The 24,626-nt window shown below is 30.8% G+C and carries 21 protein-coding genes, 1 tRNA gene and 1 pseudogene; 21 read left to right on the plus strand and 2 right to left on the minus strand.

The window, feature by feature from the left end; genetic code table 11:
* The first annotated feature begins 84 nt into the window (after nt 1-84).
* From ACZ5VL_RS06845 to ACZ5VL_RS06900, 12 genes and pseudogenes are all read left to right on the plus strand, one after another.
* Nucleotides 85-873 carry an HrcA family transcriptional regulator gene (locus ACZ5VL_RS06845; RefSeq protein WP_464198242.1) on the plus strand — a complete coding sequence of 263 codons (789 nt, stop codon included), beginning with the start codon at nt 85-87 and terminating at the stop codon, nt 871-873.
* Nucleotides 870-1,436: a nucleotide exchange factor GrpE gene (grpE, locus tag ACZ5VL_RS06850; protein WP_464198243.1), complete on the plus strand. Its 567-nt coding sequence runs from the start codon at nt 870-872 to the stop codon at nt 1,434-1,436. Before ACZ5VL_RS06845 ends, grpE begins: the two co-directional genes overlap by 4 nt.
* A 27-nt stretch (nt 1,437-1,463) precedes the next feature.
* Entirely contained in the window at nt 1,464-3,341 is a 1,878-nt protein-coding gene (gene dnaK / locus ACZ5VL_RS06855; protein WP_464198244.1) for a molecular chaperone DnaK, read from the plus strand.
* A 1,854-nt stretch (nt 3,342-5,195) separates the two neighbouring features.
* A pseudogene (locus ACZ5VL_RS06860) lies at nt 5,196-5,597 on the plus strand (methyl-accepting chemotaxis protein); the annotation flags it as partial.
* A gap of 179 nt (nt 5,598-5,776) precedes the next feature.
* The gene (locus ACZ5VL_RS06865) at nt 5,777-6,760 is read left to right on the plus strand and encodes an agmatine deiminase family protein (protein ID WP_464198245.1); all 984 of its coding nucleotides are present in this window, start codon (nt 5,777-5,779) and stop codon (nt 6,758-6,760) included.
* A gap of 3 nt (nt 6,761-6,763) precedes the next feature.
* Nucleotides 6,764-7,645 carry a cation diffusion facilitator family transporter gene (locus ACZ5VL_RS06870; protein ID WP_464198246.1) on the plus strand — a complete coding sequence of 294 codons (882 nt, stop codon included), beginning with the start codon at nt 6,764-6,766 and terminating at the stop codon, nt 7,643-7,645.
* 33 nt (nt 7,646-7,678) lie between these two features.
* Nucleotides 7,679-8,557, plus strand: a complete 879-nt coding sequence (locus ACZ5VL_RS06875; RefSeq protein ID WP_464198247.1) for a carbon-nitrogen hydrolase — start codon at nt 7,679-7,681, stop codon at nt 8,555-8,557.
* Between the two features lie 77 nt (nt 8,558-8,634).
* Entirely contained in the window at nt 8,635-9,828 is a 1,194-nt protein-coding gene (gene nhaA / locus ACZ5VL_RS06880) for a Na+/H+ antiporter NhaA (RefSeq protein WP_464198248.1), read from the plus strand.
* 118 nt (nt 9,829-9,946) lie between these two features.
* Nucleotides 9,947-10,327 (plus strand): 30S ribosomal protein S12, encoded by a 381-nt coding sequence (gene rpsL / locus ACZ5VL_RS06885; RefSeq protein WP_033916220.1) that lies wholly within the window; start codon nt 9,947-9,949, stop codon nt 10,325-10,327.
* Between the two features lie 77 nt (nt 10,328-10,404).
* The gene (gene rpsG / locus ACZ5VL_RS06890) at nt 10,405-10,875 is read left to right on the plus strand and encodes a 30S ribosomal protein S7 (protein ID WP_464198249.1); all 471 of its coding nucleotides are present in this window, start codon (nt 10,405-10,407) and stop codon (nt 10,873-10,875) included.
* A 12-nt stretch (nt 10,876-10,887) separates the two neighbouring features.
* The gene (fusA, locus tag ACZ5VL_RS06895) at nt 10,888-12,963 is read left to right on the plus strand and encodes an elongation factor G (protein WP_464198250.1); all 2,076 of its coding nucleotides are present in this window, start codon (nt 10,888-10,890) and stop codon (nt 12,961-12,963) included.
* 58 nt (nt 12,964-13,021) lie between these two features.
* Nucleotides 13,022-13,095: transfer RNA gene (locus ACZ5VL_RS06900), tRNA-Arg, on the plus strand.
* A gap of 20 nt (nt 13,096-13,115) precedes the next feature.
* Here ACZ5VL_RS06900 and ACZ5VL_RS06905 read toward each other — a convergent pair.
* Together ACZ5VL_RS06905 and ACZ5VL_RS06910 are read right to left on the minus strand one after the other, a co-directional pair.
* Nucleotides 13,116-14,249: an esterase-like activity of phytase family protein gene (locus ACZ5VL_RS06905; RefSeq protein ID WP_464198251.1), complete on the minus strand. Its 1,134-nt coding sequence runs from the start codon at nt 14,247-14,249 to the stop codon at nt 13,116-13,118.
* 58 nt (nt 14,250-14,307) lie between these two features.
* Entirely contained in the window at nt 14,308-15,414 is a 1,107-nt protein-coding gene (locus ACZ5VL_RS06910) for an FtsW/RodA/SpoVE family cell cycle protein (protein WP_464198252.1), read from the minus strand.
* A 42-nt stretch (nt 15,415-15,456) separates the two neighbouring features.
* Between ACZ5VL_RS06910 and ACZ5VL_RS06915 the strand changes: the two genes are divergently transcribed.
* The 9 genes from ACZ5VL_RS06915 to ACZ5VL_RS06955 are packed head-to-tail and all read left to right on the plus strand — an operon-like array spanning nt 15,457 to nt 24,617.
* Nucleotides 15,457-16,437 (plus strand): RluA family pseudouridine synthase, encoded by a 981-nt coding sequence (locus ACZ5VL_RS06915; RefSeq protein ID WP_464198253.1) that lies wholly within the window; start codon nt 15,457-15,459, stop codon nt 16,435-16,437.
* The gene (locus ACZ5VL_RS06920) at nt 16,358-17,569 is read left to right on the plus strand and encodes a fibronectin type III domain-containing protein (RefSeq protein WP_464198254.1); all 1,212 of its coding nucleotides are present in this window, start codon (nt 16,358-16,360) and stop codon (nt 17,567-17,569) included. The genes ACZ5VL_RS06915 and ACZ5VL_RS06920 overlap by 80 nt, the downstream gene beginning before the upstream one ends.
* Entirely contained in the window at nt 17,570-18,751 is a 1,182-nt protein-coding gene (gene trmB, locus ACZ5VL_RS06925) for a tRNA (guanosine(46)-N7)-methyltransferase TrmB (RefSeq protein ID WP_464198255.1), read from the plus strand.
* Nucleotides 18,736-19,410, plus strand: coding sequence for a cell division ATP-binding protein FtsE (locus ACZ5VL_RS06930; protein WP_464198256.1), 675 nt, complete (start codon nt 18,736-18,738; stop codon nt 19,408-19,410). Before trmB ends, ACZ5VL_RS06930 begins: the two co-directional genes overlap by 16 nt.
* Nucleotides 19,397-20,212, plus strand: a complete 816-nt coding sequence (locus ACZ5VL_RS06935; protein ID WP_464198257.1) for an FtsX-like permease family protein — start codon at nt 19,397-19,399, stop codon at nt 20,210-20,212. Before ACZ5VL_RS06930 ends, ACZ5VL_RS06935 begins: the two co-directional genes overlap by 14 nt.
* The gene (locus tag ACZ5VL_RS06940; RefSeq protein ID WP_464198258.1) at nt 20,209-21,438 is read left to right on the plus strand and encodes a murein hydrolase activator EnvC family protein; all 1,230 of its coding nucleotides are present in this window, start codon (nt 20,209-20,211) and stop codon (nt 21,436-21,438) included. The genes ACZ5VL_RS06935 and ACZ5VL_RS06940 overlap by 4 nt, the downstream gene beginning before the upstream one ends.
* Before the next feature lie 56 nt (nt 21,439-21,494).
* Nucleotides 21,495-22,226, plus strand: a complete 732-nt coding sequence (gene pyrH / locus ACZ5VL_RS06945; RefSeq protein WP_464198259.1) for a UMP kinase — start codon at nt 21,495-21,497, stop codon at nt 22,224-22,226.
* Nucleotides 22,226-22,444, plus strand: a complete 219-nt coding sequence (locus ACZ5VL_RS06950) for a DNA-directed RNA polymerase subunit omega (RefSeq protein ID WP_464198260.1) — start codon at nt 22,226-22,228, stop codon at nt 22,442-22,444. The genes pyrH and ACZ5VL_RS06950 overlap by 1 nt, the downstream gene beginning before the upstream one ends.
* Nucleotides 22,425-24,617: a RelA/SpoT family protein gene (locus ACZ5VL_RS06955; protein ID WP_464198261.1), complete on the plus strand. Its 2,193-nt coding sequence runs from the start codon at nt 22,425-22,427 to the stop codon at nt 24,615-24,617. The genes ACZ5VL_RS06950 and ACZ5VL_RS06955 overlap by 20 nt, the downstream gene beginning before the upstream one ends.
* The last annotated feature ends 9 nt before the right edge of the window (nt 24,618-24,626 follow it).

Here is a 24,626-nt window from a genome sequence, read left to right on the forward strand (position 1 = left end):
TATTTATTAAATTAATCTACTTGACAAATATTCACTCAATGTTGTATAATAATACTAGCAATTAATCTTAGAGAGTGCTAGATAATGAAAATAAACAAAAGAGATTTTATACTTGAATCAATAATAAAATCGTATTTAAGCGATAATACGCCCATTGGATCTAATGAACTCTGTTTGAAGATAAATGAAAGCATTCCTCCATCAACAATTAGAGTTTATTTTAAAAAACTAAGTGATGAAGGTGCGATCACACAAATTCATATAAGTGGCGGTAGGATTCCGACCGTATGTGCTATGAATGAGTATTGGAAAAATGTCTTAAATTTAGAAGATTTGCTTGTTATAAATGACAAACACGCTCTTAGTTTTCTTATTAAGACATTTGGGATTTATTGTATTATTTTTGAAAATTGTAGACAAAATTTAAAAGATGTTATAAATTATAGAGATAAATTTATAATACTAGATTTTGATAAAAATGAAATAGTTTTGAGGTTTGATAATAGGATATATAAATTGCTTTTAAATTTAATAGGTGTAAGTTTGGATGAATTAGAGCAGCTTTGTATACAAATAGGTGCGAGCGAGCTTAGAAAAAAGATTTATGAACTTAAAACATCTAAAATTCTATTTAGAGACAATGAATTTATGCTATTTGATATATTTAAAGATGATAAATTTAAGCTTATGCTTGATTCAAATATTTTAAATTTTATAAAAGATGAAATATCTATGATACCAAATAGCAATGAGGGCTTTATGGGAATTAAACGAAATATTATTTTTGAAGAAGAGCAATCTACAATGATTTGTTTAGGAAGTGTTTATAATGATTATGATAAATTTTTTGAAAACTTAAAGGATGTTGCATGAGAGAAGAAAAGTCAGAAAGAGAAAATACGCAAAATTTAGACAAAGATTTAAATTTTAATGAAGATGAGAAGGTTGACTTTGAGAATTTAGATGAAGAAGATATAAAAAAAGATCAGGACGAAACAGAGACTAAAAACGATGAACTATCTGAGCTAAAGGTCAAATTTATAAGAACTGTTGCTGATTTTGAAAACATCAAAAAAAGAATGGAAAAAGAAAAAGTTGTCGCAGTTGAGTTTGCAAATGAAGGTTTTGCAAGAGATATGCTTCCTATTTTAGATGCGCTTGAAATGGCTATAAAAATGGAAGTATCTGGAAATGATCTTGCAAAAAACATAAAAGATGGTGTTGAAATGACAATATCTCTTTTTATTAAAAACTTTGAAAAATATGGAATAACTGCTATCAAAACTGATTCTAAATTTGATCCAGTTTTACATAATGCGATAAACATCATAGATGTGGAAGGAAAAGAAAGTGGAGATATAGTTGAAGTGTATCAAAAAGGTTATAAATACAAAGATAGGGTCTTGCGCCCATCTATGGTTGTAGTGGCTAAATAAATTAAATAAAAAATGAAAGGGTAAAAAATGGGAAAAGTTATAGGAATAGATTTAGGAACAACAAACTCTTGTGTTGCTATTTATGAGCATGGTGAAAGCAAAGTTATACCAAACAAAGAAGGTAAAAATACAACTCCTTCTGTAGTTGCTTTTACTGATAAGGGCGAAATTTTAGTTGGTGATACAGCCAAAAGACAAGCTGTTACAAATCCTAAAAAGACTATATATTCTATAAAAAGAATAATGGGTCTTATGATGAATGAAGAAAATGCAAAAGAGGCTAAAAATAGACTTCCTTATGCAGTAGTTGATAGAAATGGCGCTTGCGCTATAGATATTGATGGAAAAATTTACACTCCACAAGAGATTTCTGCTAAAGTTTTAATGAAATTAAAAGAAGATGCAGAAAGTTACCTTGGTGAAAAAGTTGTAGATGCAGTTATTACTGTTCCTGCATACTTCAATGATAGTCAAAGAAAAGCTACAAAAGAAGCTGGAACTATAGCAGGACTTAATGTTTTAAGAATTGTAAATGAGCCAACTGCTGCGGCACTTGCTTATGGTTTAGATAAAAAAACATCGGAAAAAATTGTTGTTTATGATCTAGGTGGTGGAACATTTGACGTAACTGTGCTAGAAACTGGTGATAATGTTGTTGAAGTTTTATCAACAGGTGGTAACGCATTCTTGGGTGGCGATGACTTTGATAATAAATTAATTGATTTCTTAGTAAGTGAGTTTAAATCTGAAAGTGGAATGGATCTAAAAAGCGATGTTATGGCTCTTCAAAGATTAAAAGAGGCTGCTGAAAACGCTAAAAAAGAGCTTTCAAGTGCAATGGAGACAACAATAAATTTACCATTTATCACAGCTGATGCAACTGGTCCAAAACACCTTACAAAAACTATCACAAGAGCTAAATTTGAAAGCATGATAGATTCTTTAGTTGGAGAAACTATATCAACATTAAATAAAGTTGTAAAAGACGCTGGTTTAAATAAATCAGATGTGAAAGAAGTGGTTATGGTTGGTGGTTCAACTCGCGTTCCTCTTGTTCAAGAAGAGGTTAAAAAAGCTTTTGGAAAAGAGCTTAATAAATCAGTAAATCCTGATGAAGTTGTTGCTATAGGTGCAGCTATACAAGGTGCTGTTATAAAAGGCGATGTTAAAGATGTTCTTTTACTTGATGTTACACCGCTTTCACTTGGTATAGAAACTTTGGGTGGTGTTATGACAAAAGTTATCGAAAAAGGAACTACCATCCCAACAAAAAAATCTCAAGTTTTCTCAACTGCAGATGACAACCAAAGTGCAGTTACAATCCATGTTTTACAAGGAGAGAGAGAATTTAGTAGAGATAACAAATCTTTAGGACAATTCAACCTTGAGGGTATTCCACCAGCACCAAGAGGTGTTCCTCAAATCGAAGTTGAGTTTGATATAGACGCAAATGGTATCTTGACAGTTTCAGCTAAAGATAAAGCAACAGGTAAAGCTCAAAATATCACAATCTCTGGTTCAAGCGGACTTAGCGAAGAAGAGATAAATAAAATGGTAAATGATGCTGAAGCCCACAAAGAAGAAGACAAAAAGCGCAAAGAATCAGTTGAAGCTAGAAACAGCGCTGATGCTTTAGCTCACCAAACACAAAAAAGCTTAGATGAGCTTGGTGAAAAAATCCCAGCTGAAGATAGAGCGAAAATCGAAGCAGCGTTGAATGACTTAAAAGAAACACTAAAAGATGAGAGTGCTTCAAAAGAGCAAATTGATGCTAAAGTTAAAGCACTAAGCGATGTTAGTCACAAACTTGCTGAGAGTATGTATAAAAACAAAGAAAGCGAAAATCCATCATCAGGGAAAAAAGATAAAAAAGATGATGATGTTATCGATGCTGAAGTAGAGTAATTATACCTTAATACAGCAAGAGAGCTTTCTTTTGCTGTATTTCTTGCAAAATTTTTAAATTTTCACACACTTGTCATAAATATTTTTTAAAATTCATGTTAAATTTAATGTTTTTAGTCTAGTTTAGTTTTTATTGTTGCTAATGATATTATAAATATTTTAGCAATAATATTTTAATAATTTATTAAAAAAATTATATTTTTATGATATAATGGATACTGATCAAATCTTAAAATTCGTAAGGAGAGTGGTATAATGGCTATGTTAAATAAAATTTCAAATAAATTAGCTATTTATATTTTATGTCTTTTAGTTGTTTCTTTTTCAATTTTTACTTTTATTAATTATGAATCGACAAAAGGAACTGTTCTTCATGTATCTGAAAGTGGTAATGAGGCTTCTGCTCTTGCCTTAGAACTATTTGTAGAAGAGTATTTTAATGCCAAAATAGAATCTATAACAAATTTAAAAAATAGATTTGAGTCAAAACCACAATTAACAATAGATAATAAAGATGCATTGGGTGAAGAGCTTATTAATGCTATTTTATCAAATGGTTTAAATGAAATTACCTTTGTATATAAAGATGATGGCACTGCATATAGTGTTTCAAAAGAAAAGGGTGAGAAAGTTAAATTCAATATAACAAGCCCATCAACTGGTCATGAGTATAGAGATTATGAATGGTATAAATTAGCTACTTCTGATGATAAAATGGTTTTAGGTAAAGCATATAAAACAGCAAGTGGACGCGTAGCAATTCCAATAGCAACACAGGTAAAAGTTAACGGAAATCTTGTTGGTGTCCTAGTTGGAAGAGTGTATGTTACTGTTCTTAGCGAGCCTATAAATCATTTAAAGCGTTCTAGTCCAACAGATGTAGCTGTTATAGTAGATCTTGATCTTATGCAAATAGTTGCACATAGAAACAAAGATTATATTTTGTCTGATTCTCCTGAACCAAAAGGGATAGCTACTGATTTTAAAGAAGAATTTCAAAAATCACAGGGTAATCCATTTGAGTATAATGTAAGAGGCGATAAAAGAGCAGCTTCCTGCCAAAAGCCAAAAATTGGTGTTAATTGGCTTGTATGTTCTGCAAATTCTGTAAGTGATTATGATGATAGTTTTAATGCTATTTTAATGTCACAAGGTACTACATCCGTTGTATTTATAATTGTTATAGTTTCTATACTAACATTTATAATTAAGCATTATCTAAAACCAATCTCAATCATCCAAAACGGACTTAACGATTTCTTTAAATTTATTAATCACGAAAAAAGCAGTGCTGAGAATATAAAAATATCTTCTAAAGACGAATTTGGAAATATGGCAAAAGCCATCAATGAAAATATAGAAAAAACAAAAATAAATTTACAAGAAGAAAATGAGTTTATAGCTAAGTCTAATAAATTTGTAGATGAGATAAAACAAGGTGATTTCCTAGCTACTATGGATGCAAATACTTCAAATCCATCTTTAAATAAACTAAAAGGAACATTTAAAGAGCTCCAAGAAGTTTTAAGTAGTAGGATTGCAGATGATAGCAATCGTATATTTAAACTTTTAGATGAATACAAAGGAAGTAATTTTACTTCTAGAATAGAAGATAAAGGAACTATAGCTCAAGGTATTAACTCTCTTGGTGATGTTGTATCAAACATGTTAAAATCAAATTTAGAAAAAGCAGAAAATTTACAACAAAAAGCAGATTCTTTATCTAAAGCAGTAGATCAAATAACCACTTCAGCCAACAAACAAGCAAATGCTCTAGAAGAAAGTGCGGCTGCAGTTGAAGAGATGAGTAGTTCTATGAACTCAATCAATCAAAAAACAACAGAAGTTATAGCTCAATCTGAAGAGATTAAAAATGTTATTACTATAATAAAAGATATATCAGAACAAACAAACCTACTAGCACTTAATGCTGCAATAGAAGCAGCTAGAGCTGGAGAAGCAGGACGTGGCTTTGCAGTTGTTGCAGATGAAGTTAGAAAACTAGCTGAAAAAACAGGTAAGTCACTTACTGAAATAGAAGCTAATGTAAATGTATTAACTCAAAGCATTAATGAGATGAGTGAAAGCATAAGAGAACAAACTGAAGCAATATCTATGATAAATAACTCTGTTGCAGATGTTGATGCTTTAACAAAAGAAAATGTAAGTATTGCTAATAATACAAACGCTATAACAAAAGAACTAGATACTATGTCTAAAGAGATAGTTGAAGGTGTAAGGAAGAATAGGTTTTAAAAATAAACAAAACATATATTCAAAATATACTTTCTAAATATATACCCCCTAGATGTAGAGATACATGTAGGGGGCTTTAATAAATTTTATATACCATATTTTTCTAGATTAATTTATCAATAATTAATATTTTTGATAAAAAACTATGTTATAATGCAAAAAATTTACAAGGATTATTAATGTTAAAAAGAGCCTTTGGGGAGTGGGAAGATCAAGAACTTCTAATGCTTTCTTTGCCTCATGAAAATAGTGATTGGAATGAGTATCTAGGTGAAATTTTATTTTCTTACGAAAATCTTGTAAAAGCAATTATTCCATATCAAAAAATACTTTTAATTGGTCCAAATGAAGATATTTTCAATGAAAGGTTTTCTAAATTTAAAAATGTAGATTTTTTTAAAATCGCCACAAATGATACTTGGATAAGAGATTATGGCGCAATAGATGTAATGAATCAAGGAAAAATTATAAGTTACGATTTTAAATTTAACGCATGGGGTGGCAAATTTAACAGTAGTCTTGACAATAGTGTTAACAATAATCTTTTTGAAAATTATTTTAAAACAGAATTAAAAGAGGTAAATCTCATACTTGAGGGTGGAAGTATAGATTTTAATGGAAATGGTGTTATGCTTACAACTAAAGAGTGTTTGCTAAACAAAAACAGAAATAGTTTGATGAGTAAAGATGAGCTTGATATAGAACTTAAAAATCTTTTTGGATTAAAGCAGATTATATGGCTTGAAAATGGCTTTATAGATGGCGATGATACGGATTGTCATGTGGATACTTTAGCTAGATTTATAGACGAAGATACTATAGCTTATTCTATCAGTGAAAATCCAAATGATAAAGAATATAACGCACTTTTAAAAATGCAAAAAGAGCTTAGAAAAACAGAGTTTACTCTTATCCCGCTTCCTTTGCCGCAGACAAAATTTTATAATGAAAAAAAACTAGGTGCAACTTATGCAAATTTTATATTTATAAATGGAGCTTTGATTGTTCCAACTTACAATGATAAAAACGATGAAGTTGTTATAAATAGACTAAAAAAAGCTCTACCTGGTAGAGAAATTATTGGAGTTGATGCAACTATTTTTATAAGACAAAATGGTTCTTTGCACTGCTCATCTCAAAATAGATTTTTAGGAAAAAGATAGAAGATGAAAGCCGAGAAATTAGAAAAAACAGCCCCTATTGTAGCTGGAACTACTGCTGTTCTTCTAGCTGTTATAAAACTAATTGCAGGACTTGCAAGTGGATCTATATCCGTTTTAAGCTCGGCAATTGATTCAATGCTAGATTGTTTGATTTCTGGATTTAACTACTTTGCGCTTAGAAAATCAAAACAAAGACCAGACGATAAGTTTAATTTTGGTTATGGAAAATTAGAGGCTTTGGTTGCGCTTTTAGAAGGTGCTTTTATTATAGGGATTGGTATATTTATTTGTGTTCAAAGCGTGCAAAAGTTTTATACAAATAATCTTGATTTTGATATAGATATTGGTCTATATATAATGATTATATCATTTTTGATAACAGGAGCTTTGATACTTTATCTTAGATTTGTTTCTAAAAAAAGTGGAAATCTCATTATAAAAACAGATGCGCTTCATTATCAGACTGATTTTTTAACAAATTTGGCCATAATTATTACTTTGCTTATTATAAAATTTACCGGTCTTACTGTCATAGATCCAATTTTGGGAATTGCTATTAGTATTTACATAGTATTTAGTGCTATAAAAATTATAAAAGAAGGCGTTTATACACTTCTTGATGGTGCTATAGATGAAGCTATAGTTGATGATATTACTAAATTTATACTTTCAAGAGACCATGTTACTAATTTTCATGATTTAAGGACAAGAAAAAGCGCAAAAACATGCTTTTTTTATATTCACATGGTATTTCATCCAGGAATTTCTCTTGCAAAAGCTCATGCTATAGGAGACGAAGTAGAACACTATATACAAACAAAATACAGCAGTTGGTCATGGGTTATAAATTTACATTTCGATCCTATAGATGATTCAGATGAATAGATTTTTGTTATAATTTGGAAAAAAGGTTAAAAAATGTCTAAAATATTAAAAGTAGGTATTGTTGCACATGAGTATTTTGGTAACAAAAACTTAACTATAGAAAAAACTGTTTCATTGATAGAACAATGTGTAAAAAATGGTGCAAATTTAGTTGTTTTGCAAGAGCTTCATCAAGGTCCGTATTTTTGTCAAACTGAAAATGTAAATTTATTTGATTTAGCTAATGACTATGAAAGTGATGTTGCATTTTGGTCAAATGTTGCAAGAGAGTATAAAATAGTTTTAGTAACATCTCTTTTTGAAAAACGCTCTGCTGGACTTTATCATAATACTGCAGTTGTTTTTGAAAGTGATGGTAGTATAGCTGGAAAATATAGAAAAATGCATATTCCAGATGATCCAAATTTTTATGAGAAATTTTATTTTGCGCCTGGTGATTTGGGCTATAAAGCTATACAAACAAGTCTAGGAAAACTAGGAGTTTTGGTTTGTTGGGATCAGTGGTATCCTGAAGCTGCTAGGCTTATGGCATTAAATGGTGCGGAAATTCTGATATATCCAACGGCAATTGGGTGGTTTGACGGCGATGAAGAAGAAGAGAAAAAAAGACAACTAGATGCTTGGATAGCTATTCAAAGAGGGCATGCGGTTGCAAATGGTGTGCCTGTGGTTGCAGTAAACCGTATAGGTTTTGAAAGTGATGAAAATGGTGGTGGTATTAGATTTTGGGGGAATAGCTTTGTTTTTGGACCGCAAGGTGAAGAGCTTTTTGTTTCAAATAATACAGATGAGTTGTCAAGTGTAGTTGCAATAGATATGCAAAGATCAGAAAATGTTAGAAGATGGTGGCCATTTTTAAGAGATAGAAGGATTGAGACTTATTGCGATATAACAAAACGCTTTGTAGATTAGATTTTATTTAATTCACCCTTAAGTTTAAAATTGTAAAATTATTTTTTATTCATATGTTTTTAAACAAGGGAATTAATTTGAAAACTTTAGTGAGAAATTTATTAAAAAGTGAAACAACTGGTGGCATTCTTTTGCTTATAGCAACAATTATGGCTCTTTTGTTTCAAAATTCATCATTAACTCATAATTTTTATAATGAAATCTTGGAATTTCCTATCGTTATTGGCTTTGGAAGTCATGTATTAAAAGAATCTTTTGAATTTTGGGTTAATGATGCTTTAATGGCTATATTTTTCTTTTCTATAGGTTTAGAGCTAAAAAGAGAAATGATAGAAGGCCAATTAAAGCATTTCTCGCAAGTATTTTTACCAAGTTTTGCTGCACTTGGCGGAGTTATATTTCCTGCTGTTATATTTAGTATTATTAACTGGGGAGATAGCTTTGCTATGAGGGGTTGGGCTATACCAACTGCTACAGATATAGCATTTGCTGTTGGTGTCCTTGCAATTTTAGGAAAAAGAATACCATCTAGTCTTAAAATTTTTATCCTAACTCTTGCTATAATGGATGATTTATGTGCAATAGTTATAATAGCACTTTTTTATTCCACTAGTCTTAAATTTGCATTTTTGCTTGGCGCTTTGGCATGTACGCTCTTACTTATTTTTATGGCAAAAAAAAGTATAGATAATAAATTTGCTTTTATTTTATTTAGTATAATTTTATGGATTTGTGTATTAAATTCTGGAATACATGCTACTATAGCTGGAGTTATAGCAGGTTTTACTATTCCAATTTATAACCAAAAAACAGGTACTTCTATGCTAAAGGATATGGAGCATGCCCTATATGTACCTGTAAGTTTCTTAATTTTGCCTATATTTGCTTTTGTAAATGCAGGCGTAAATTTGCAAGGTATATCGTTAGAGTATCTTCTTAATCCAGTTCCGCTTGGTATTATGGCAGGTTTATTTTTTGGAAAACAATTTGGTGTATTTTTATTTAGCTATATTGTTATTAAGCTTAAATTTGCATCTCTTCCGGAAAAGTCAAACTGGAAACAGCTATATAGCATAGCAATTATCTGTGGTATAGGTTTTACAATGGCTTTATTTGTTGATAATCTTGCTTATTTACCAGACCCTATGAAATATCATCAAACTGATAAGCTAGCTATTTTACTTGCTTCCACAATATCTGGAATAATTGGCTATATAGTTGCTAGATTTGTTGGAAATGAACCAGACGGTTCGCCAAAAAAACACTCATAATACCATCATATTTTGTCTTTTGACAAAAGATGATTTATTGCTTTTTAAGTTTTTTTAAGCCAAATTTAAATATAATCATTTTTCTGATTAAAATTTATTAATGATGAAAGGAAGTAATGTGCCAACCATAAATCAATTGGTTAGAAAAGGACGCAAGAAAATTACTGAGAAATCAAAATCTCCTGCGTTAAAAGATTGTCCACAAAGACGCGGTGTTTGTACTAGGGTTTATACTACAACTCCTAAAAAACCAAACTCAGCTCTTAGAAAAGTTGCCAAAGTAAGACTTACTAGTGGCTTTGAAGTAATTAGCTATATAGGCGGTGAGGGACACAACTTACAAGAGCACTCAATTGTGCTTGTTCGTGGTGGTCGTGTTAAAGACTTACCAGGTGTTAAATACCATATTGTTCGCGGTGCTCTTGATACTGCTGGTGTTGCTAAAAGAACTGTTTCTAGATCTAAATACGGTGCTAAACGCCCAAAAGATAGTAAATAACTATAGTTTATTTTAACAGACTTACTATTTTGAGTAATGTTTGAGTAAAATTTAATCACAAATTTGAAGGAATAAAAATGAGAAGAAGAAAAGCCCTTGTTAGGGAAGTAATGCCAGATCCGATTTATGGCAGTAAAATCATTACTAAATTTATAAATTCATTAATGTATGATGGTAAAAAGGCTGTTGCAACTGAAATTATGTATGATGCAATTGCACTTATAGACAAAAAAGGTGGCGAAGTTAAAGGAATAGATGTTTTTAACAATGCTATTGATAATGTAAAACCAGTTATGGAAGTTAAATCACGCCGTGTTGGTGGTGCTACATATCAAGTTCCTATAGAGGTTCGCCCTGCAAGACAACAAGCTCTAGCGATTCGTTGGTTGATAGCTTTTTCAAGAAAAAGAAGTGAAAGAACAATGGTGGAAAAATTAGCTTATGAGCTTATGGATGCTGCAAATTCAAAAGGTGCTTCATTTAAGAAAAAAGAAGATACTTATAAGATGGCTGAGGCAAATAAAGCATTTGCTCATTATCGCTGGTAATAAGGAGAAATAATGGCAAGAAAAACACCTTTCCATATGGTTAGAAATATTGGTATCGCTGCTCATATAGATGCTGGAAAAACAACGACAAGTGAAAGAATATTATTTTTCACAGGTATGAGCCACAAAATAGGTGAAGTTCATGATGGTGCTGCTACTATGGACTGGATGGAACAAGAAAAAGAGCGCGGTATTACTATTACTTCTGCTGCTACAACATGTTTTTGGAAAGATCACCAAATTAACCTCATAGACACTCCGGGCCACGTTGATTTTACAATAGAAGTTGAAAGATCTATGAGGGTTTTAGACGGTGCAGTTGCTGTATTTTGTGCAGTTGGAGGGGTTCAACCACAAAGTGAAACAGTTTGGAGACAAGCAAATAAATACCGTGTTCCAAGAATTGTTTTTGTTAATAAAATGGATAGAGTTGGTGCAAATTTCTTTAACGTTGAAAAACAAATCAAAGATAGATTAAAAGCCAATCCTGTTCCAATCCAAATTCCAATTGGCGCAGAAGATGATTTCAAAGGCGTAGTTGATCTTGTAAAAATGGCTGCTTATGTTTGGGAAGATGATAAAATTCCAACAAACTATACAGAAAAAGAGATACCTGCAGATTTAAAAGAAAAAGCGCAAGAGTATCGTGCTAAAATGATAGAAGCTATTTGTGAGACAGATGATAAATTATTAGAGAAATTTTTTGCCGGTGAAGAGCTTAGTGTAGAAGAGATAAAAGGTGGCATCAAAAAAGGTTGTTTAAATCTTGATTTGGTTCCTATGTTATGTGGAACTGCTTTTAAAAATAAAGGTGTTCAACCGCTTCTTGATGCTGTTGTAGACTATTTGCCAGCTCCAGATGAAGTTGCTGATATAAAAGGTGTTTATGAAGATGGAGCAGAAGTAACTGTTAAATCAACAGATGATGGCGAATTTGCTGGTCTTGGATTTAAAATAATGACAGATCCATTCGTAGGACAGCTTACTTTTGTTCGTGTTTATCGTGGTAAACTTGAGAGTGGAAGTTATGTTTATAATACTGTTAAAAATACAAAAGAGAGAATTGGTAGAATTTTAAGAATGCACTCAAATAAGCGTGAAGAGATAAAAGAGCTTTATGCTGGTGAAATTGGTGCAATTGTTGGTTTAAAAGATACTCTAACAGGCGATACATTAGCTAGTGAAAAAGATAAAGTAATTCTAGAAAGAATGGAATTCCCAGATCCAGTTATCAGCGTAGCAGTTGAGCCAAAGACTAAAGCTGATCAAGAAAAAATGGGTATAGCTTTACAAAAACTTGCTCAAGAAGATCCTAGCTTTAGAGTCGGAACAGATGAGGAAAGTGGTCAAACTATCATATCTGGTATGGGTGAGCTACATCTTGAAATTATAGTAGATAGAATGCTAAGAGAATTTAAAGTTGAAGCTGAAGTTGGTAAACCACAAGTTGCATACCGTGAGACTATTAGAAAAACAGTTGAGCAAGAGTATAAATATGCAAAACAATCTGGTGGTCGTGGTCAATATGGGCATGTTTTCTTGCGCCTTGAGCCAATGGAGCCAGGATCTGGTTATCAATTTGTAAACGAGATTAAGGGCGGTGTTGTTCCAAAAGAGTATATCCCTGCTGTTGATAAAGGCTGCCAAGAAGCTATGCAAGGCGGTGTTTTGGCTGGTTACCCTGTTGAAGATGTTAAGGTTTCACTATTTGATGGTAGCTATCATGAGGTTGACTCTTCTGAAATGGCTTTTAAGCTTGCTGCATCAATGGGCTTTAAAGAGGGTGCTAGAAAAGCTGGCGCTGTTATACTTGAGCCTATTATGAAAGTCGAGATTGAGACTCCTGAGGAGTATATGGGTGATGTTATTGGTGATATTAATAAACGCCGTGGTCAAGTAAACAATATGAGTGAAAGAGGCGGAAATAAAATCATAGATGCATTCTGCCCACTTTCAGAGATGTTTGGTTACTCTACTGACCTAAGAAGCCAAACCCAAGGTCGTGCTACATACTCAATGGAATTTGATCACTATGACGAAGTTCCTAAAAATGTTAGCGAAGAGATTATTAAAAAGAGAAATGGCTAATAAAATTTCTGTCAAAGGATTTATATCCTTTGACTTTTTTAAATACTTTAAATATTTTGTCCTCATAGCTCAGCTGGATAGAGCACAAAATTCCTAATTTTGAGGCCGTGAGTTCGAACCTCGCTGAGGACATTTTTACTCACTTTTATAAATTATTTTTCTAAATTTACTTTTATTATTTGTGTTTTATCGTTTTCTATGCCAAAGTCATTATCATTTATTAAAATCCAGTTATTTTTATCTATAATCGCTATAGCTTCTATTTTGGAAGGAAAGCCATCATAATTATCTGTGCTAAAAATCAGCTCTTTTTGTAAAACACCATTTTGAACATTTTTTGGGTTTATTTTATAAAATTTGGTTGTTTTACTAATCCTTTCAAGAACTACTAAATTTCCATCAGGTAGCGCTGACATTTCGCTTATCTTTACATCGTTTTGTTTTCTAATTTTCTTTTTATTGTCTTTAGTAAAACTTTTTACATCATCAAGTGGATACAAAAAAGTTTTTAATACTTCTTTTTTAGCTCTATCTATAACAAAAAATGGAACGATTTTTTTATCTATTTCATCTTTGTAAGGGCTTTGTAAAATTGTATAAAGCTTCTTTTCATCGTTACTTATAGCAATTGCTTCTAATCCTCTATTTAGTTGTCTTTCTCTAAGTTTAGATGGAAAACACTCTGTTATTTTATATGTTGCACCATTTAAAGTTTTTGCTACACCTTTAGGAACTAATCTTTCTGTTATAACTCCATTTTTGTCAGCTATAAATATACTAGGTCCATATTCGTCGGCTATATAAATGATTCCATCGCTTGCTATGGCTAAAGCTTCGCTATCCATGCCATTTACATCATAAATTTCTTTTTTATCTAGTGAAAAACTTGGTTCCGTATTAGGATTTGACACACCACTTATTAAATTATTTTCAGATGTTTTAAGTTTGATTTCTTGCAGTATTTCATATCCATTATCTGTTATTTTTAGTTTAAAAATAGTCGGACTAAACTCTGGATAAGGAAAAACCTTGCCTTCTTTGCAGTATTCATCCCCTAAAATCTTTTTCGTATCTTTGCAGTCGATATTTATGCCACGGTCTGTTATAGTATAAATGATATCTTTTTCATCATTTTTCATATGAAAAGCACCGCTTCCATAGCCTATATTAGGAACAAATGGTAGATTGAAATCTTTGTTAAATTTCATGTCTGCATCTATAACTTCAAATTTTATACCAAAGCAAAAAGTAGCTAAAATAAAGCTTAGTATTATTGATTTTTTCAAAATTCTTTCCTTAAAATTTTGAAATTAATGTTACATAAAATTGGAAACAATTTAAAAACTAAAATTTGATTTTTATAAATTTATAAAGTGGATCATATCTAAAAGTTATAAGATTTTGTAAGATTCCAAATAAGCACATAAAAGTTATAAAACTGCTTCCGCCGTAACTATAAAATGGAAGAGGAACTCCTACTACTGGAGCAAAGCCTATAGTCATTGATATGTTTACTCCAACATAAATAAATATCATTGAGGCTATGCCAACAGACATAACTATGGTGAAATAATCTTTTTTTCTCCAATATACTATACTAAAAAGATGAATTACAAGAAGAAAATATAACAACATAAGACAAGTTCCACCTATAAATCCAAATCTTTCTATTGTGTATGCAAATATGAAGTCGCTTGTTGCGATAGGTAAAAACTTGAATTTAGTTTGTGTTACTTCATCTTTTGGTTTACCGCTTATGCCACCGCTTCCTATTGCTATTATAGATTGTTTTACCTGATAGCTTGGTTCTTCTGATATGAAATCAACTATACGTTTTTTTTGATAATCATGTAAATTTTCATAAACTATAGGTGATAAAATTCCAACAATCATAATGAGCGTTATCCAGATTTTTTGATTTACTCCAACTATAAAAAGTATGCTAAAACCAACCAAAAATAAAATAATCGCTGTTCCCAAATCAGGTTCTTTTAAAATCAAAGCAAAAGGTAAGATTATGTAAAAGCTTATTTTTAAAAAATCTTTCAAGCCATATCCATTTGCTTCTGGCGGCTTTTGTTTTATGATATAAGCAAGCATTAGTAAAAATGCTGGTTTCATAATTTCGCTTGGCTGTATTGTAAAATGAACAAAAGGAATTTCTAGCCATCTTTGAGCTCCTAGTTTACTTACTCCAAAAACATCAACACTAAAAAGAAGAAATATATTTACCCAATATACTAAAGGTATTAACCATTCAAACCTTTTTATGGGAAATAAAAAGAAAGCAATAAAGCATAGTGCTCCTATTCCAAAATATACAAGCTGTTTGCTTGCTAGTATATCGTATGCATCTGAAACTAAAACATATGATAAAATTATTATAGGAATTACTAAAATTACCTGAATATAATCAAAATGTGTTAAAATACGCTTATCAAGTCTTATCAAAATTTGCCTTTCGTGCAAATTATACCATAAAAGAGAGATATATTGAAAGAAATTTATGTAACTTCTAATGATGAAAGATTGGATGTTTTTTTATCTACTATTTTGAGTGTTTCAAGGAATCAAATTTCAAATTTAATAAAAAGTTCAAATGTAAAAGTAAATGATATTTTAGCCATAAAACCATCTTTTAAGATATATCAAGATGATAAAATAACTATAAATTTTCCAGAAAAACAAGAGATTATTTCAGATGTGAAAGTTAATTTTGATATAGAAGTTATTTATGAAGATGATGATTTGCTTGTTATAAATAAGCCACCAAATTTAGTTGTCCATTCGGCCCCAAGTGTAAAAGATCATACTGTTGTTGATTGGTTAGTACAAAGAAAAACTTTACTTTCAAATATGAATGGACAAAATAGACCAGGTATTGTCCATAGGCTTGATAAAGGCACAAGCGGCGTTATGGTTGTAGCTAAAAATAACTATTCTCATGAGAAGTTAAGTGTACAACTTAGAGATAAGACAATGGGAAGAATTTATATTGCACTTTGTGATCATTCTTTAAAGGAAAATTGTATAGTAGAAAGACCAATTGGTAGAAATCCAACTAATCGTCTTAAAAAAGCTATTGTAAATGATGGAAGATACGCAAAAAGCGCTTTTGCAAATGTTTACAGCGATGGTAAAATAAATTTAATAGCAGCTAAGCTTTTTACAGGTAGAACTCATCAGATAAGAGTGCATTTAAGCTCAATATCAAGGCATATTTTAGGCGATAATTTATACGGATTTAAGAGCGATAATGATAAAATAAGCAGAGTAATGCTTCATGCGTATGAAATTTATTTTATACATCCAAGTACAAATTTACCTATGAGTTTTTGTGCTAGTTTATATGATGATTTTCTAAGTTTAATTAATTTTAATAAGGAGTTATTAGATGAAAATATGCAAATACCTAATATCAGGGGTTTGTTTTGTGGTATTGATGAGTGGATGTGCTACAAAATCTCCAAGTAATACAAGCTCAAACTTGCCAAAAGTTGAAAATATCAAAACCATAAGTGATATGACAGAAATTGGTTTTGAGTGGTCATCTCTTGGAGGTGATGAAAATGTTGAGGGTTATTATTTGTATAGAAAAGATAGTGGTTCAAATGGTTTTAATGTAGTTGCAAAGATACCAGATAGATATGCTACTCACTATGTTGATACAAGCTTATCGCCAGAGAGAACATACGATTATATGATGAGATCTTATGATGCTTCAAATAACGCCTCTGCACCAAGTGAAATTGTAACAGCTAGAACTCAAAACGTTATAGAATCAGTTCCGTTTGCTCAAACTATAGAGGGATTACCTGAAAGAGTTAAAATTCTATGGAGACCACATCCTGATTTAAGGGTTGATAGTTATATTATAGAAAGAACAGAATCTGGAACAAGCAACTGGAAAAAAATAGCAGAGGTAAAAGGTAGATTAAATGCCGAATATATTGACCGCGGTCTTAATTCTGGCAAGTCTTATAAATACAGAATTAGTGTAAAAACAAGTTCTGGTGTAGTATCTAGACCGAGTGATATTTTTAATGCTCAAACCAAACCAAAACCAAAACAAATATCTGGGCTAAGTGCTACAAGCACTGAGCCCAAAAAGATAATTCTTAACTGGAATCCTAGCTCAAGCGAGGATTTCTCTCATTATAATGTATACGCATCAAGCAATAAATTTTTACCAGCAAAACTTATAGCTAGTCCAAAAACAAATAGTTATGAGGATTTAATAAATGAAAATGGCGTTACAAAAACTTATACAGTTACAGCTGTTGATGTAACTGGACTAGAAAGTGATAAGCAAAAAGAGGGAATTGTGGGTAGTACGCTATCTGCTCCAAATTCTCCTACTTTTACAAAGGCAGATTATACTGGTGGTGCAGTTATGCTAAATTGGCAGCCAAAAGATAATAAAACAGTAAGTTATATTTTAAAGAAAAGTGGCAATGATAAAGAAAGCAGTTTTGAACTTACAGATACAACTTATACAGATAGTGATTTAACGATAGGTCAAAAATACACATATAAAGTAGTCGGAGTTGATGAGTATGGCATAAACTCTAAAGAATCTAATGAAGTTACGATTTTAGCGAAATAAATGCCAAATTTTGTTGCTACATTTATAAATGAGTCCTCATTTCCTTTTTATAAAGATGAAGTTCATTTTTTATGGTCTGCGAAAAGTAAATTTGATACTATAGTTTTAACTGAAGTTGAAAATGATCTTTTTTTTATAACTATAAAAAAAAGAAAAAATGATTTTGTTATAAAAGGCGAAGAGCTAACAAGGCCAGCTAAAGTTGGACTTTTGCAAAAGGCTTTGAGTGTTTTTAAAAATGAGTTTTGCAATGGCATCATATGCGATACAATTGCCATTAAACAAAATAGGTTAATAAAACAGACTTCTATTTTGGTTAATGAAGAAGATTTTTTAAGTACACTTGATAAAGCACAATTTAAAAAAGTTTTTATAGAAATTGGTTTTGGCTCAGGCAGGCATCTTTTATATCAAGCTAAGCAAAATGAAGATACTTTGGTAATTGGCATTGAAGTTTATAAACCTTCCATAGAACAAGTTGCAAAACTTGCTATGGCTCAAAATTTAAACAATATTTTGCTTTTAAACTCAGATGCAAGAATAATTTTTTCATTAATAAAATCGCATAGTATAGATAAGGTTTTTATGCATTTTCCAGTTCCATGGGAAAAGGCAGAACATAGAAGAGTTGTCTCTGAAAGCTTTGCCGATGAAACAAAGAGAATTCTAAAACAAAATGGTAAATTTGAGTTAAGAAGCGATGATAGAGATTATGTTGATTTTACTATAAAACATTTCTTAAATTTGAGATATTCGCATATTGAAATAAAAAAAGATGCAAATTTAGAAGTTAGTAGTAAATATGAAGATAGATGGAAAAAACAACAAAAAAATATATATGATATGATTTTTGTAAATTTAGAAGATGACGATATAAAAGATATAAAATTTGATATGAGTTTTGATAAAAGATACAATCCAGTTGCCATAAAAACTAACTTTAAAAATATCACTATAAAACGAGATGATCACTTTATACATTTAGAAAATTGTTATGAAAAATCAAATGATGAAATTTTAATAAAACTCTCTTTGGGTGCTTTTTATAAGCCAGAACATTGCTATGTTTTTATAAGTTTCCAAAAATGTGAATATATAATAAAAAAACCGCTTGCAACAAAAGAGAATTTTATGGCACACAATACGCTAAAGGAGTTTTTGGAAAAATGCCAGAGCCTATAATAAAAACAGAAAATTTGCTTCTTGGTTATGAAAAAGATGATATTGTTATAAATAGTGCAAATTTCGAGATATTTCCAAATGATTTTGTTTTTATAACAGGACAGAGTGGAAGTGGAAAATCTACAATTTTAAAATCTTTTTATGGTGAAATAGCTCCAAGAAAAGGTAGTTTAAATGTTTGTATGTATGAATTAAATGGGATTAATAAGTCAAATTTAAATTCTCTAAGGAGAAAAATTGGCATTATATTTCAAAACTACCGCCTTATAAACGAGTGGAGTGTTGAACAAAACGTCATGCTCCCTCTTTTGATTAAGGGATTTTCTAAAAATACTTGTAAAAAACAGAGTACAAAATTACTAAATCATGTAAATATGCTTCATAAAGCTGATAAATATCCATTTGAATTAAGTGGCGGTGAGCAACAAAGGGTTGCGATGGCAAGAGCATTAGCCCACAATCCTATGCTTATTTTATGCGATGAGCCAACAGGAAACTTAGATGATTATTCAAGCGATATTATATGGAGTTTATTAAGATCCGCAAGAGAGATGCTTGGTGCTACGATTATAGTTGTAACACATAGAATACCAACGCTTTTAAGGATGCAATATAGACATTTTACTATAGAAAAAGGAAATGTAAATGAAATCTTTTAAAAGTAATATGAGTGTTATTTTACCATTGTTTATTCTGCTTTTTTCACTCGAGGTTTCTTTTAATACAAAGAGTATAGTAAAAAATTATGAAATAGCTATGAACAATGATTATAATATTATAGTAGTTTCGAAAAATGATATTAACGAAACTGTTCTAAAAGAACAAATTTACACATTTGAATCAGTTCAAAAACTTACAACTGATCCTATTATAGATAAATTAAAAGAAGATATTTCATCAAAAAATTTATCAATTTTAAAAAACTCTCTACCTAACTTTTATTCAGTAAAATTAAATGCATTTCCTAGTACAAAATATATGAATGAAGTAAAAGCTAAACTTCTAAAAATAGATGGAGTTACAAGAGTAGAGACATTTTCAAAAACCCACGATAAAATTTATAAATTTCTTATAATATCAAAATATTTTTCATATATTTTTGCTGGTTTAATAATGTTAATAGGGCTTATTCTCATATATAAACAGATGAAAATTTGGTTATATGAACATAGGGAAAGAATTGATATAATGTCACTTTTTGGAGCTTCTTTTTGGTTAAAAGGCGGAGCATTATATAAAATGGCTTTTGTTAGTTCTTTATTTTCAAGCGTGTTTGTAATTGCTCTTTTTGTAGTTATTTTTAATATTGAATTAGTAAGAAAAGCCTTTTTTGAACTAGCCATAATGGTTCCTGATATTGATATCTTTAGCGATTTTGGTCTACTTTTTGGCATATCTTTGATATTAACACTTATTGCTGTTAGTTTTGTAATGATAAAAACATCGAAGTCTCGTATATGAAAAAAAATGTATTTCTCGCTTTTATTATTTTTGCTTGTTTTTGCAATGGCGCAACGTCTACAAAAGAAAAAATTGCCGATAAATCAAATACTTTAAAATCTACGCAAGAGCTTGAAAAATCTTTAAATAAAAAACTAGAAGAATTAGCTGATGATATAGTTAAAGGAGAAAAAAATATAGTTTCAACAGACGAACAGATCAAAAAATTAGAAACCCAGGTTGATGAGCTTAAAGAAAAATCCACTCTTGTACTTGGTGAATTGGACAAACTTACAAAACAAAATTCCGATCTTGTTCGTAGCAAACAAAATATGGAAGAAATGATGATACGCATAATGGCAGAGAATTTCTCTTTTGATTTGCTTTTAGGCGATGACATTGAAGATAGTGAAGAAAGTATAATAAGTAGAGAAGTTATATCAAATTTAAATAAAGATATGAAGTCAAAATTTGAACAACTTGCTAAAAATTATGAAGAAACAACAAATTTAATCAAAACACAAAATTCTAAAATAAAGAGCATAAAAGATAGCCTAAAAGAGTATGAAGATAAAAAAAATGAGCTCACACTAACCAGAAAAAAGCGTTCAAATGCGCTTGAGAAATCAAAAAAAGATAAAGATATCTACCTTTCTAGGTTAACAAAACTTCAAGCACAACAAGATGAACTTAGAAAGACACTTGAAGAGTTAAAGATATTAAGTGCAAAAGAAGATGAAGAAAGAAGGCGAAGAGAAGAAGAAGCTAGGACTAAAACTTCCAAGTCTAAAAAAGGCTCACAATCAGATAGTGATGTCAAAGTTGTTGGCTCAAGCTATCAAAAGGGTAGTGTTAAAAGATATTCTGGAGAGAAAACTATTGCTCCGCTTGAAAATTTTAGTGTAAAGCAGAAATTTGGGAACTATGTTGATTCGGTTTATAATATAAAGATATTTAATGAATCAGTTGTTCTTTCTTCAAATGAACCAGATGCAAAAGTAAGAAGCGTGCTTTCTGGGCGAGTTGTATTTGCAAAAAATACAAGTGTTTTGAATAATGTTGTTATAATTGAAAATCCAAATGGCATTCATACTATTTATGCTCATCTTTCACAGATTGCGCCAACTATAAGTGTAGGAAGCAAAGTTTCTAAGGGTTATACCATAGGAAGAGTCAAAAAAGATTTAACATTTGAGGTTACACAACAAAACTATCATATAGATCCACTTGAGATGATTTCTTTTTAAATTATATAAGTTTAAACCATTTTTTGATAAAATATAGGGTTAATTAGGAGTCAAAAATGGATAAGAAAAAAAGAATACTGGTTAAATTTTCAGGTGAAGCTCTTGCTGGAACAACAGGGTTTGGCATAGATGTTTCGATACTTAAACAGATTTCATCTCATATAAAAGAGCTTGTTTTAAATGATATTGAAGTTAGCATAGTAATTGGTGGCGGAAATATTATAAGGGGTGTAAGTGCTTCAGCTGGTGGCATAATAAAAAGATCAAGCGGTGATCATATGGGAATGCTTGCAACTGTTATCAATGCCATTGCAATGAGAGAGGCTTTAGAAAATGTTGGAATGGATGTAAGGGTTCAAAGTGCAATAAAAATGGAAGCAATTTGTGAAACTTTTATCCTGGGTAGAGCCCAAAGACATTTGGAAAAAGGGCGTGTTGTTATCTTTGCGGCAGGAACTGGAAATCCATTTTTTACAACCGATACGGCTGCAACACTTAGAGCGGTTGAAATAGGTGCTGATCTTATAATAAAAGCTACAAAGGTAAATGGTGTATATGATAAAGATCCAAATAAATTTGAAGAAGCTACATTGTTAAATGTTTTAAGCTATGAAGATGCTTTAAAAGACAATATTAAGGTTATGGATGATACTGCAATTGCTTTAGCAAAAGATAATAATTTACCCATAGTAGTGTGTAATATGTTTAAAGAAGGAAATTTACTAAAAATTGCAAACGGTGATTTTAGTGAGTGTTCTATAGTGAGAAATTTAAATCAGGAGATATAATGAGAACAGAAGAAATCGTATCAAAAGCGCTTATAAATTTTAAAGGAGATAGATATAAGCTTGCACTTGCTGTTTCAAAAAGAGCTAAAGCGCTTTCTATGGGAGAAAAACCTCTTATAGATATGGATACTAGAAAGATGAAATTTGCCGATATTGCTATATTGGAAATAGCTGATGGAAAAGTTATAATAGAGGCTGATGTTGAAACAAAAAAATAGTAGTCTATTTTTAGAAGATCTTTTAATGGAATTATCTTATTGCAAAGATCTTGAGTCTGCTAAATCGGCGCTATTTAAATTTTGCACGCCAAGTGATAATGTAAAAGAAGCTATTGAGTTTTGCATAAATGCTCACAAGGATCAAACTAGAAAAAGTGGAGAGCCTTATGCTATACATCCGATACTTGTAAGCACTATAGTTGCTTACATGGGTGGAGAAGAAAGCATGGTTCTTTCAGCTCTTCTTCACGATGTTATAGAAGATACATGCTGTGGTTTTGAACAAATAAAAGCTAAATTTGGACTTGAGGTCGCAAATTTGGTTGAAGGCCTTACAAAAATAGTAGAGATTAGAGATGATCAACTTGTGCAATCAGACTCTAATGAAAGACTGGCAAGATCCGCTCTCAGTTTTAGGAAAATGCTACTTGTCTCAATAGAGGATGTTAGGGTTTTAATAATAAAGCTCTGTGATAGACTTCATAATATGTACACACTAGATGCGCTTTCGCCAGAAAAACAACTTCGAATAAGTGAAGAAACTCTAGTTGTTTATGCTCCAATTGCACATAGGCTAGGAATTTCTTCTATAAAAAATTTGCTTGAAGATATGAGCTTTAAGCATGTTTTACCAGAAGAATATGAAAAAATAGATGGTTATATTAATAAATTTAAACAGCAACTTCAGTTAAAGTTAAATAGTTTTAGCGACGATTTGACAAAAATTTTGCTTCAAAATGGATTTAGTGAAAATGATTTTATTATAGAAAAAAGACTAAAACACCATTACTCAACATATTTAAAAATGCAAAGAAAAGGCATTTCTATAGAAGAAGTTTTGGATTTATTAGCAGTTAGAATTTTGGTTAATAAGCCAAAAGATTGCTATTTAGTTTTAGGATGTTTGCATACAAACTTTAGTCCACTTATTTCTAGATTTAAAGATTATATCGCTCTTCCAAAGCAAAATGGCTATCAAACTATACACACTACACTTTTTGTAGATAAAGCCATAATAGAAGCTCAAATTAGAACTTTTGATATGCATAAGACTGCAGAATACGGCGTTGCAGCGCATTGGAAATATAAAGATGGCGAAAAGCTCCCAAAACCACATCTTGAATGGTTGGGGGATATTTCTACCATAAATCAAGATGATGAAAATCCAGAAGAACTTTATGAATATGCAAAAGATAGCTTATATATAGAAGATATAAATGTTTTATCTCCAAAAGGTGAAATCATAACTTTACCAAGAGGCGCAACCGCTCTTGACTTTGCTTATGAGATACATAGTGAAGTTGGTCTTCATGCAAAAGAAGCGTATATAAATAAAAGTAGAGCACCACTTCTTGCTGAGCTAAAAAATGGTGATTTTGTAAAAATTGTAACGGATGAAGTCCCAAGATATCGTTGTTCTTGGCTTAACAATGTAAAAACAGGCAAAGCAAAAGCAGCTATTAGAGGATTTTGCAAACAAAAGATAAAAGATATAAATAATTATATTGCTATTAGTATACTTTGCTCCACATTTAATACAAAAAAAAGAAACATTTTAAGATGGATTGAAAATGAAAATTTAGGAAAAAAAGTTTTTAAAATTGTTAATGACTCTGTATTTTTTAAAGATGTTGTGAATGCTTTGAAAAAATATCCAAGACAAAATATGACATTTTCTTTAAATTTTGGCAATAAATATGAGATAAAAAAGCAAAAATTTGATAATATAGTTGTGTATTCTAATTACAAAATAAATGATGTAGAATTTGACTACTGTTGTAACCCTAAGAGGGGTGATGATATTATAGGTTTTAGAAATAACCATAGTGTAATAGTTCATCATAAACTTTGTGAAACTGCCTCTAAGCTTATGCAAGCAGGCAAAGAAATGATTTTTGTAAAATGGACTAGAAATGCACCGCTTAGATATAAAATTATATTAAGCTTAGAAAATAAAAGAGGCTCTCTGGCAATTTTTTTAGGATTTCTTGCTAAAATGCAGGTTGATTTAGTTACAATTACTTTAAAAGAGAGTTATGATAGACAGTCAGATTTTTTTGAACTTACTATAGAAGTAGGTGAGAATGTTGATGTAAATGAACTTAGAGAAAAAATGAAAGATAGATATAAAATAGTAGAATTCATGTCTTTAAAAGATGCATATTCTGAGTAAAGGATTAAT

It is taken from the genome of Campylobacter sp. GTC17093 (genome assembly GCF_055397635.1).

Bases quoted from the DNA above. Each gene is read 5' to 3' on its own strand.
- ACZ5VL_RS06845 (WP_464198242.1), top strand. From the start codon at position 85: ATGAAAATAAACAAAAGAGATTTTATACTTGAATCAATAATAAAATCG.
- grpE (WP_464198243.1), top strand. From the start codon at position 870: ATGAGAGAAGAAAAGTCAGAAAGAGAAAATACGCAAAATTTAGACAAA.
- dnaK (WP_464198244.1), top strand. From the start codon at position 1,464: ATGGGAAAAGTTATAGGAATAGATTTAGGAACAACAAACTCTTGTGTT.
- ACZ5VL_RS06865 (WP_464198245.1), top strand. From the start codon at position 5,777: ATGTTAAAAAGAGCCTTTGGGGAGTGGGAAGATCAAGAACTTCTAATG.
- ACZ5VL_RS06870 (WP_464198246.1), top strand. From the start codon at position 6,764: ATGAAAGCCGAGAAATTAGAAAAAACAGCCCCTATTGTAGCTGGAACT.
- ACZ5VL_RS06875 (WP_464198247.1), top strand. From the start codon at position 7,679: ATGTCTAAAATATTAAAAGTAGGTATTGTTGCACATGAGTATTTTGGT.
- rpsG (WP_464198249.1), top strand. From the start codon at position 10,405: ATGAGAAGAAGAAAAGCCCTTGTTAGGGAAGTAATGCCAGATCCGATT.
- fusA (WP_464198250.1), top strand. From the start codon at position 10,888: ATGGCAAGAAAAACACCTTTCCATATGGTTAGAAATATTGGTATCGCT.
- ACZ5VL_RS06920 (WP_464198254.1), top strand. From the start codon at position 16,358: ATGAAAATATGCAAATACCTAATATCAGGGGTTTGTTTTGTGGTATTG.
- trmB (WP_464198255.1), top strand. From the start codon at position 17,570: ATGCCAAATTTTGTTGCTACATTTATAAATGAGTCCTCATTTCCTTTT.
- ACZ5VL_RS06930 (WP_464198256.1), top strand. From the start codon at position 18,736: ATGCCAGAGCCTATAATAAAAACAGAAAATTTGCTTCTTGGTTATGAA.
- ACZ5VL_RS06935 (WP_464198257.1), top strand. From the start codon at position 19,397: ATGAAATCTTTTAAAAGTAATATGAGTGTTATTTTACCATTGTTTATT.
- ACZ5VL_RS06940 (WP_464198258.1), top strand. From the start codon at position 20,209: ATGAAAAAAAATGTATTTCTCGCTTTTATTATTTTTGCTTGTTTTTGC.
- pyrH (WP_464198259.1), top strand. From the start codon at position 21,495: ATGGATAAGAAAAAAAGAATACTGGTTAAATTTTCAGGTGAAGCTCTT.
- ACZ5VL_RS06950 (WP_464198260.1), top strand. From the start codon at position 22,226: ATGAGAACAGAAGAAATCGTATCAAAAGCGCTTATAAATTTTAAAGGA.
- ACZ5VL_RS06955 (WP_464198261.1), top strand. From the start codon at position 22,425: ATGTTGAAACAAAAAAATAGTAGTCTATTTTTAGAAGATCTTTTAATG.